The following is a 9,706-nucleotide window of genomic DNA, read 5'->3' as shown; positions in this document are numbered from 1 at the left end:
AAATGACATTGCCCAATCCATTACTCGCTTTGAACAGTACGTCTTACAACATCCAGATGAGGTGTTACGCCGCATGGGGTGTGCTGTGTGAATCAGAGGTTAAAATGCCAATTTGGATGTATATAGTTCTGGTCAGGGGGTAGCTATGAAAAAGAAACTTCTTTGGTTTCCAATCCTATTATTGTTAATTTCTTGTTCTAAGAATGAAACAGGAAAAGAATCATCTGATTTTGTTTTATTTGAAGGGTATGTAGCGTTAAAGAAAGAGTATAATGGTAAAAGACTATTGGTTATTAATGATATTACCAAAGAGGATATCAGTAGTATGTCTCAGGACGAAATACTTAAATATGCAGCTAATCATGATAGCTTTTTATTCTATGTTGATGAGGAATATTATAAGAATATAAATGTTGGTCAAAAAATTAGAGTTTGGTATACCCCACCTGTGCAAGAGTCTAAAATTTTACAGGTTGGTGCAGAAAAGATTGAGGTGATAGATAATTAAACTAACTAAACTCACAAGTTTTCATAGCTATCCTTCTTTACAAAGGAGAAAATAAATACAACATAATTGGAGAACAGTGCCTGGCACTGTTCGATAAAAGTGGTCACACGCCATGTTTGGCAAGATTACTATGAAGAAGCCGAGCATTTACGATATGTGCCGGAGCATCGGGAGTTGTATGAACGAAGAAAAGAGACAATCGAACGAAATTTTGCAGATTTGAAAGAGAAGCATGGTCTGCGCTGGACAAATTACCGTGGATTGGAAAGAAACCAGATGCAGGCGATGCTTGTTTGTGCTGCGATGAATTTAAAGAAATTAGCAAACTACCTATGGAGAATGGGCACCTCTCCTCTTTTTCACCTATGTATGTCGTTATTTTCGTCGGTTCATCAAGGAAAACAAATATCAAAATGGAACAAAATGGTTGTAAAACGACTGTCTTACAACCATTTTGTCAACAGTCTGAAGTGACCCTGTCAAGTAGACAGGGTCACTTCACTCATAAAGTGTCTATTTAATACACAGCTGTGGGGTATGACACTTTACAGGAACTAGGTCAGCCCCTATTTTTGTACGACACTAATGATTAGAGGCTTTTTTATAGCGGTATTGTTGCCATTGATAACGAATAAAACACCCGATACAAAATCCGAGGATAGCGACAAATGCTGCTAACGCGACCATCGCTGTGAAGATATAGGCAACGACCATCCAGTCAGCTAAGTAACTTATTAAGCCGACAGAAAGGCAGATGACAGCAATGACTTGATTAAACTGCTGCTGCTCGGCGTCTTCTGGGACATACTCAGAAGGATGCTTCTTTAAAAACAACTTTGCCAACCGCATAACAGGATTAAAATCAAAGAATAATCCAAGCAATCCAGCAGCTAATGGGAAAGCAAGCAACCATTCTTGTCCTGACAGCCATGTTGCAACAACACTAACAACAATAAACCATTGATTCGCTCTTACAAGCGGACGGGGGATTGAACGGTTCGTTTCTTTCATTGTTTATTCCTACCTTTCTTATATGATTATATGAATTTTACTACTGTTTTGTCATTTTGTGAAGTCAATGAACATCTTTGAAAAAATGAGGATTTATTGCAAAATGGCAAAAGAAAGATTAGTGCGGTTGAAGAGGAAAGGAAGGAATTTCATGTTTCGACATACGCATCGGTCAGATGTTGTTAGGCACATTTTGAAAAAGAAGACAGGTGTTCCGAGAGTGAAATGATCATATCCAATAGTATACTTTTTAACACTATGTAAAAATAAAGTGCGTACTTTCTAAAGAAAATCATACATAGTATACTGATTGCTGTACAAGTGGTAAGCAGGTAAAAGATATGTTCGCTTGTGCAACGAACAATCAATTTTTATTAGGGGGGAAGAATTCATGCAACTACAATTAGCATTGGATCTTGTAAATATTCCTGAAGCAAAAGAGCTTGTGAAAGAAGTTGAGGAGTATGTGGATATTGTAGAAATCGGTACTCCTGTTATTATTAATGAAGGCCTGAGAGCTGTTAAGGAAATTAAAGAAGCATTTCCTCATTTAACCGTTTTAGCCGACTTAAAAATCATGGATGCGGCTGCATATGAAGTCATGAAAGCATCCGAAGCTGGCGCGGACATTATCACGATCCTTGGAGTGGCTGAAGATATGTCAATCAAGGGGGCCGTTGAAGAAGCTAGAAAACAAGGAAAAAAAATCTTGGTTGACATGATCGGTGTTAAAAATTTAGAAGAACGCGCTAAAGAAGTGGATGAGTTTGGTGTAGACTATATTTGTGTACACACAGGATACGATCTTCAAGCAGTCGGAAAAGATTCTCTTGAAGAACTTCACACAATTAAGCGTGTTGTGAAAAATGCGAAAACAGCCATCGCCGGCGGCATTAAATTAGACACGCTGCCAGAAGTCATTAAAGCAAAACCAGATCTTGTCGTTGTCGGCGGCGGTATTACCGGACAAAAAGATAAACGAGCTGTAGCTGCTGAAATGAAAAAAATGATCCAACAAGGTGAATGAAATTATGCAGACTACACAATATTTAGCGGAAATCATAAAAGAGTTAAATCGCACAGTCGATTTAATCGCTGATGAAGAAGCTGAAAAATTGGTAAAGGGGATTCTTGAGGCAAAGAAAATTTTTGTAGCTGGTGCAGGCAGATCTGGATTTATGTCCAAATCTTTTGCGATGCGAATGATGCATATGGGTTTAGACGCCTATGTAGTAGGAGAAACGATAACCCCTAACCTGGAACAAGATGACATTTTAATCATCGGCTCCGGTTCAGGAGAAACGAAAACATTAGTTTCCATGGCTGAGAAAGCTAAACGCTTAGGCGCGACAGTAGCGCTTGTTACGATTTTCCCTGAATCAACCATCGGACAATTAGCCGATATTACTGTTAAATTACCTGGTTCACCGAAAGACCAATCAGACAGCGGATATAAAACGATCCAGCCAATGGGCTCACTATTTGAGCAAACTCTCCTATTATTCTATGATGCGATCATATTGAGATGCATGGAGAAAAAAGGATTGGACTCCAATACGATGTTTAAAAGACATGCCAATCTTGAATAGCGTAAGGAGTCCTAATCACTATTTTAAGTCCTAACTAAAATTTTAAACTAATTCAAGTAATTGATCAAACTGAATTTTCACCTCAATAAACAAAGAACAAAAAGACCGTAAAGCGTTTCTTAAAGGAAGCGTTTTGCGGTCTTTTCATGTGCGCTCGGCATGGGTGCAATCTCTAGGGTGAAAGTCCCGAACTGCGAAGGCAGAAGTAGCAGTTAGCTTAACGCAAGGGTGTCCGTGGTGACGCGGAATCTGAAGGAAGCGAGCGGCAAACTTCCGGTCTGAGGAACACGAACTTCATACAAGGCTAGGTATCATTGGATGAGTTTGCATGACAAAACAAAGTCCTTTCTGCCGAAGGTGATACAGAGTAAATGAAGCAGATAGATGGAAGGAAAGATTGCACTCTTACCCGAGGAGGTCTGATGGATACGTGAAGTACGCTTCATAACCTACTTAGTGATAGGTAGCTGAACCATCAGAAGTCAGCAGAGGTCATAGTACGAATCGGTCTAGAACGATTCGGAAGGACTGGACAATCAAGAGAAAATAGCCCTTGGCATTCAGTTCGTCATGATGAACACAGAAAACATGGTACCTCCCAAGAGAAAGGAAACGGTGAATTCCGTGGGGGATCTGTTGGAGGGTGGAGTGACGACTGGCATAAGAAGATCAGCTATTTACGGAAGGAAGAAGAACGATGATTTTGAATCAAATCCTGTCACGGGAGAATATGCTTCTCGCATTGAAACGAGTAGAACAAAATAAGGGAAGTCATGGAGTAGATCAGATGCCCGTACAAAACCTACGAACGCATATCGTCGAAAACTGGCAGTCCATCAAAGAGGCGATTCTCAAAGGTACCTATGAACCGATGCCTGTCCGAAGAGTCGAAATCCCGAAACCTGATGGCGGTGTTCGGTTACTAGGTATCCCAACCGTGACAGACCGTTTGATTCAACAGGCAATTGCCCAAGTATTGTCGAAGATATATGACCCCATGTTTTCTGAACATAGCTATGGCTTTCGCCCAAATCGAAGCGCCCATGATGCAGTGAGGAAAGCACAAGGATATATCAAAGAGGGATACCGATGGGTTGTAGACATTGATTTAGAAAAGTTCTTTGATCAGGTCAACCACGACAGACTCATGAGCACATTGGCGAAAAGAATCCACGATAAACCGTTATTGAAATTAATCCGCAAATACCTGCAGTCGGGTGTCATGATTCATGGAGTGGTTTCAAGTACAGAAAAAGGGACACCACAAGGTGGTCCATTAAGTCCGCTCCTTTCAAACATCGTTCTTGACGAGTTGGATAAAGAATTAGAAAAGAGAGGACATAAATTCGTTCGTTACGCAGATGACTGTAACATTTACGTAAAATCAAAAAGAGCAGGAGAACGAACAATGGCAAGCGTTCGACGATTCATTGAACGCAAACTCCGCTTGAAAGTGAATGAGAAAAAGTCGGCAGTAGACCGTCCATGGAAACGAAAATTCCTTGGATTTAGCTTCACCGACGCAAAGGAACCAAACGTTCGAATCGCGAAAGAAAGCCTGAAACGAATGAAAAAGAAAGTACGAGAAATCACTTCTAGGAGAATGCCATATCCCATGGAATATCGGATTCAGAAACTGAATCAGTATGTAGTAGGATGGTGTGGATACTTTGCGCTGGCGGATACGAAATCAATCTTTCGGAAACTAGACGGATGGATTCGTCGAAGACTTCGCATGTGCTTGTGGAAGAATTGGAAAACACCAAAAACGAGGGTGCGAAACTTGATCAAATTGGGAGTTCCTTCGTGGAAAGCCTATGAATGGGGGAATAGTCGGAAAGGATACTGGCGTATTTCAAATAGCCCCATCTTACACAAAACCCTTGGAAACTCCTACTGGAATGACCAAGGGCTCAAAAGTCTACAAGAGCGTTACGAATTCTTGCGTCACTTATCTTGATTGAACCGCCGTATACGGAACCGTACGTACGGTGGTGTGAGAGGACGGAGGTTAATCACCTCCTCCTACTCGATTAGAGTCACGCCTGTCACGCTCAGGAGTATGAGATGTCTTACCTTTTCATGAGAATGCGCCTTCGTGTTAGATTGAGAAGTAAAAACTGCTCATAAATATTTTGTGTCTATATGATCATCGACAATCAGTGCAACATGTCGTTTAAATCAAAAAGGCGTCCCCATAGGAGAACGCCTTAACAAACGATTTTACTTGTTTAATAACTTAATAAATTCGCGCATGAATGCTGGTAAATCTGGCCATGCATGAGCGGATACGAAATTGTTATCAACATGAGTTGGCTCAGATACATAGTTGGCGCCAATTGCCTCTACACCTGGCTTGCAGGCAATATATGCAGTCATGCTGCGCCCTTTCATAATATCAGGAAGGGTTTCTAATACAAGTGAAGCATGGCAAATCGCCGCAACTGGTTTGTTCGCTTCAAAGAAATGGCGTACAATTTTTGGCAAGTTTTCATCGAGGCGGATGTATTCTGGCGCACGTCCTCCCGGAATAATGAGCGCATCGTACTGTGTTGGATCGATTTCTGCAAACGATGCATGTGCATCAATGAGATAGCCTGGCTTTTCTACAAAAGTATCCCAATCAGCGAAATCGTGGACAACTGTATGCAGTTTCTTTTTCTTCGGAGCAGCGATTGTAACATCAAAATCTTCCTCTAACAAACGGGTTATTATTTAATCCACTCTAAAAATTCGAGTCTGTTGCCAAAAGGATCATTGGCATAAAAACGATTTGCTCCTTCTAGCGGTTCATCTCCCTTTACTGCAATCCCCTTCTCAATTAAGTGGTCACGCAATACAGCAAGATTTTTTACATGAAAGGCTGGGTGTGCTTTTTTAGCAGGTTGAAAATCATCTTGTACACCAATATGTAGCTGATGACTCCCACATTGAAACCATACTCCACCTCGCTTTTGTAAGTTCTCAGGTTTTGGGATCTCTTTCATTCCTAAAATTTTTCCGTAAAACTCACGTGCTTTTTCTTCACAACCTTTAGGAGCAGCAACTTGAACATGATCAATTTCTAAGAAAGTAAAGTTCATGTATATTCCTCCTCAGTAAATATATTAAATTAAGTTAAAATAATTTATTTTAATTTATTGAACATGTTTGTCGCGCAAGAACAGTATATGCTTTGCAGCGAATGACAATTATGTTATCACTCTAATTTAAAGTTTGAACAACAGTGAAAAATGATACTCTTTCATAGAACAAATTTACTGAGAACACGGTTATTTGAAGTAACAGTTCAATCCTTAGTAATGTCGTCACGAACTAGAAGATATAGTGAATAGGATTGAATGAATGATTTTAACGGTATTTTCAAGCTAAATGATAGAATAAATTTCTATTCTATACTTATTATAACTTATAAACAGAAATTTTCAATTATTAAAAATTGTAACTATTCATCCCGATAGTAGTATGTAAAGAAGCGCAACACAAATAGGGCATCCCCGTAATAGAAAATGCCCTAAGTGGTAGAAAGAACACGATCGAGCGTTTCGCCTGTCAACAGAAGACATAACGAATCCCACACGTTTTTTCGTGTTTCGTCAGTGTGGACACGATGCTTCTTGTGATACAAAAAGACTGGGCGAATGTTTCTTCGCGAAATGTACCCGAAATGTTCTCTTTGACTTTAACCATGCGAAGATCGCGTTCGGCTTGGTTGTTATCAAAGGGAACATGTACTTCACGTAAGAAACGCAGCGCTTCTTCCTTTCGTTTCTGAAGCCGTCGAACAAAAGCGAGTGCTTTTTTCGGAAGAGGCGTTATCGTTTCCAATCGGTGTTGTGCTCTTTCTAGGATGCGATCATACACTCGTTCCCACCGTCTCGCTTCTTCTTCGGAAAGTGCACCGTGATGGGCTTCGACGGCTTGCTTGGCGGCTAACAGAAACGTGGTCATGCGCATCGCCCACGTATGCCCTTGTTCGATGAATCCTTTTAACTCACGCAAATGGTGGGCATGACAAAGGGCATGGGTGGCATGTGTGTATTTCGGATATGTACCGAACGCATCGTGCATCATCGTCCCTTCATATCGGGGAAGAATCCCGATATCATCGGTCGCTTTTTTTCCACGAGAAGCGTGAGGAGCCAAGTATGGATATCTCGATGTACACACGACATGCACCCATGCGAGTTTCCCATTGATGCACAAACTCGTTTGGAGTGAGCCTTTAAAAGTAGACATGTATAAATCGGGAAAAAGATGTCCATACAGAAGACAGGAAGGAGCCGATGAACATGTCGAAAAAACAAAGAACTTACAAAAGCTATTCTTCAGAATTGAAGCTGGAAGCCGTTCAAAGAGCCTTGGCGGGGGAGAGTGTAAAAGTCATTGCACATCATCTTGAGATTACAGATCCTGACTATATTTATAAATGGATAGATCAGTATGAAATGTATGGGGAAGTAGGACTAAAACGAAAAGTGAGAAATCATCCTGAAATGGACAAGGATTTCATCATACGAGAACTAGAGATGGAGAATGAAATTTTAAAAAAGTATCTGCAAATTCTGAAAAGGGAGGGAAGACAGCGAAGTTCAAAGTAGTAGATGAGCTCAAAACAAAATATCCAGTTGTTAAAATATGTGAAAAACTACAGATTTCAAAATCTGGTTACTATAAATACTTGAAAACAAAGGGTAAGAAGAAAAAAGAATCTAAGAAAGACCAACAATTAAAAGAATATATCTCTTTGATTTTCCATGAACATAAAGGGAGATATGGATATCGAAAAATTCACGCAGTGTTAAACAATCAATATCAACTACCTGTAAGTGAAAAAGTTGTACGTCGACTGATGAGAGAATTAGGATTAAAATGTCAATCTCGCATGAAACGAAAACAGCCAGTCAAAGTGAAAAAAGCAACTTCCGCTGGATATATTTATGAAAATCTATTAAAAAGAAACTTTTCCACAACACGTTTGAATGAAAAATGGGTCACAGATGTCACGGAAATTGCCGTGGAAGATAAAAAGCTATTTGTTTCTGCCGTTATGGATTTACACAACAATGAAATTATCGGGCATCAGATTTCATCAACACACAATGTTCAACTTGTGGAAGATTCCCTATTGTATGCATTAGAAATCAGACACATCAAGGACTCTTTAATCCTTCATTCAGATCAAGGAATGCCATATCGATCAACAAGATGGAAAACGCTGATGGATACATTTTCAATCACACCAAGTATGTCGAGAAAAGCGAATGCGCTTGATAACGCATGCATAGAAAGCTTTTTCTCCTATCTCAAAACAGAGATGGAACAGGACTTGCGACGTACGAAAAGTGTGGAAGAGGCAACACAGCTTATCCATGATTACATTCGCTATTACAACCACCAACGGATACAAGGTGTTCTTCGTTATCAGACACCGACTCAATATGCAAAGGCTAGTTAACAACGAGCACAAGTGGGCTATATTTCCTCCTTCTCGTCTTACCAACCTCTCCTCAGAACTCCGTGGGGCTGTCAAGTGCTCTCCTTGACAGTTTCACGGGGTTCTGAGACACTAGGAAAAAGACGAGAAAAGGAAAGGAACCAGAGTTTTATCACTCTGATTCCTTCGCGTTAACTGAATTTATACTGTCTACTTTTCGGATCGCAATGCACTGGCACTGTTCGCTAAAAGGCCGCAAAGCGTTTCTTAAAGGAAGCGTTTTGCGGTCTTTTCATTAGAGTCGTGCGAAGTATGAGATGTCTTACCTTTTCATGAAAATGCGCCTTCGTGTTAGATTGAGAAGTAAAAACTGCCCATAAATATTTTGTATCTATATGATCATCAACAATCAGTGCAACATGTTGTTTAAACCAAAAAGGCGTCCCCATAGGAGAACGCCTTAACAAACGATTTTACTTGTTTAATAACTTAATAAATTCGCGCATGAATGCTGGTAAATCTGGCCATGCATGAGCGGATACGAAATTGTTATCAACATGAGTTGGCTCAGATACATAGTTGGCACCAATTGCTTCTACACCTGGCTTGCAGGCAATGTATGCGGTCATGCTGCGCCCTTTCATAATATCAGGAAGGGTTTCTAATACAAGCGAAGCATGGCAAATCGCCGCAACTGGTTTGTTCGCTTCAAAGAAATGGCGTACGATTTTTGGCAAGTTTTCATCGAGGCGGATATATTCTGGCGCACGTCCTCCCGGAATAATGAGCGCATCGTACTGTGTTGGATCGATTTCTGCAAACGATGCATGTGCATCAATGAGATAGCCTGGCTTTTCTACAAAAGTATCCCAATCAGCGAAATCGTGGACAACTGTATGCAGTTTCTTTTTCTTCGGAGCAGCGATTGTAACATCAAAACCTTCCTCTAACAAACGGTAATACGGATAATAAATCTCCAAAGCTTCCACTGCATCTCCTGTAACAATTAATACTTTTTTGCTCATATGAACAACCTCCCTCTATAAATGTTGATATATCAACGGTTGTAGCCGTTTCAGGGGTGTCAAAAAAATATTTTTCGACAAAGTTTCTAACATTATTTCTTAAATATGTGTATATCTTACATTGACGGGGTACGCT

At 40.2% G+C, this 9,706-nt stretch carries 8 protein-coding genes and 4 pseudogenes; 7 read left to right on the top strand and 5 right to left on the bottom strand.

Annotated elements, in window-relative coordinates; translation table 11 throughout:
- The first annotated feature begins 145 nt into the window (after window positions 1-145).
- Together ETB99_RS14140 and ETB99_RS14135 are read left to right on the top strand one after the other, a co-directional pair.
- Complete coding sequence (locus tag ETB99_RS14140; RefSeq protein WP_064213870.1) at window positions 146-508, top strand: DUF3221 domain-containing protein; 363 nt, start codon at window positions 146-148, stop codon at window positions 506-508.
- A gap of 96 nt (window positions 509-604) precedes the next feature.
- Window positions 605-982, top strand: a pseudogene (locus tag ETB99_RS14135) (transposase); the annotation flags it as partial.
- A gap of 108 nt (window positions 983-1,090) precedes the next feature.
- Here the strand turns inward: ETB99_RS14135 and ETB99_RS14130 are convergent.
- A complete protein-coding gene (locus tag ETB99_RS14130) occupies window positions 1,091-1,519 on the bottom strand; it encodes a DUF4395 domain-containing protein (protein WP_077429953.1) in 429 nt (142 codons plus the stop codon).
- A 391-nt stretch (window positions 1,520-1,910) separates the two neighbouring features.
- Here ETB99_RS14130 and hxlA point away from each other — a divergent pair, with 391 nt between their 5' ends.
- The 3 genes from hxlA (at window position 1,911) to ltrA (ending at window position 5,068) form a co-directional block, all read left to right on the top strand.
- Window positions 1,911-2,546 (top strand): 3-hexulose-6-phosphate synthase, encoded by a 636-nt coding sequence (hxlA, locus tag ETB99_RS14125; RefSeq protein WP_091703670.1) that lies wholly within the window; start codon window positions 1,911-1,913, stop codon window positions 2,544-2,546.
- A gap of 4 nt (window positions 2,547-2,550) precedes the next feature.
- Window positions 2,551-3,108 (top strand): 6-phospho-3-hexuloisomerase, encoded by a 558-nt coding sequence (gene hxlB / locus ETB99_RS14120; RefSeq protein ID WP_077429955.1) that lies wholly within the window; start codon window positions 2,551-2,553, stop codon window positions 3,106-3,108.
- Between the two features lie 697 nt (window positions 3,109-3,805).
- The gene (gene ltrA / locus ETB99_RS14115) at window positions 3,806-5,068 is read left to right on the top strand and encodes a group II intron reverse transcriptase/maturase (protein WP_163152648.1); all 1,263 of its coding nucleotides are present in this window, start codon (window positions 3,806-3,808) and stop codon (window positions 5,066-5,068) included.
- A 263-nt stretch (window positions 5,069-5,331) separates the two neighbouring features.
- Here ltrA and ETB99_RS14110 read toward each other — a convergent pair.
- The 3 genes and pseudogenes from ETB99_RS14110 to ETB99_RS14100 form a co-directional block, all read right to left on the bottom strand.
- Window positions 5,332-5,814: pseudogene (locus ETB99_RS14110) on the bottom strand (DJ-1/PfpI family protein); the annotation flags it as partial.
- A 5-nt stretch (window positions 5,815-5,819) separates the two neighbouring features.
- Entirely contained in the window at window positions 5,820-6,191 is a 372-nt protein-coding gene (locus ETB99_RS14105; protein WP_171700891.1) for a VOC family protein, read from the bottom strand.
- Window positions 6,192-6,622: 431 nt separating this feature from the next.
- Window positions 6,623-7,323, bottom strand: a pseudogene (locus tag ETB99_RS14100) (IS66 family transposase); the annotation flags it as partial.
- Between the two features lie 77 nt (window positions 7,324-7,400).
- Between ETB99_RS14100 and ETB99_RS14095 the strand changes: the two are divergent.
- Complete coding sequence (locus ETB99_RS14095; RefSeq protein WP_035049899.1) at window positions 7,401-7,709, top strand: helix-turn-helix domain-containing protein; 309 nt, start codon at window positions 7,401-7,403, stop codon at window positions 7,707-7,709.
- A 29-nt stretch (window positions 7,710-7,738) separates the two neighbouring features.
- Window positions 7,739-8,566, top strand: a pseudogene (locus ETB99_RS14090) (IS3 family transposase); the annotation flags it as partial.
- Between the two features lie 452 nt (window positions 8,567-9,018).
- Here the strand turns inward: ETB99_RS14090 and ETB99_RS14085 are convergent.
- On the bottom strand, window positions 9,019-9,570 hold the full coding sequence (locus ETB99_RS14085; RefSeq protein WP_020961363.1) for a DJ-1/PfpI family protein: 552 nt from the start codon (window positions 9,568-9,570) through the stop codon (window positions 9,019-9,021).
- Window positions 9,571-9,706 lie beyond the last annotated feature (136 nt).

The organism is Anoxybacillus sp. CHMUD, from assembly GCF_013096965.1.
Taxonomy (GTDB): Bacteria; Bacillota; Bacilli; order Bacillales; family Anoxybacillaceae; genus Anoxybacillus; species Anoxybacillus kestanbolensis_A.
This window is presented reverse-complemented; position numbering and strand designations above follow the sequence as displayed.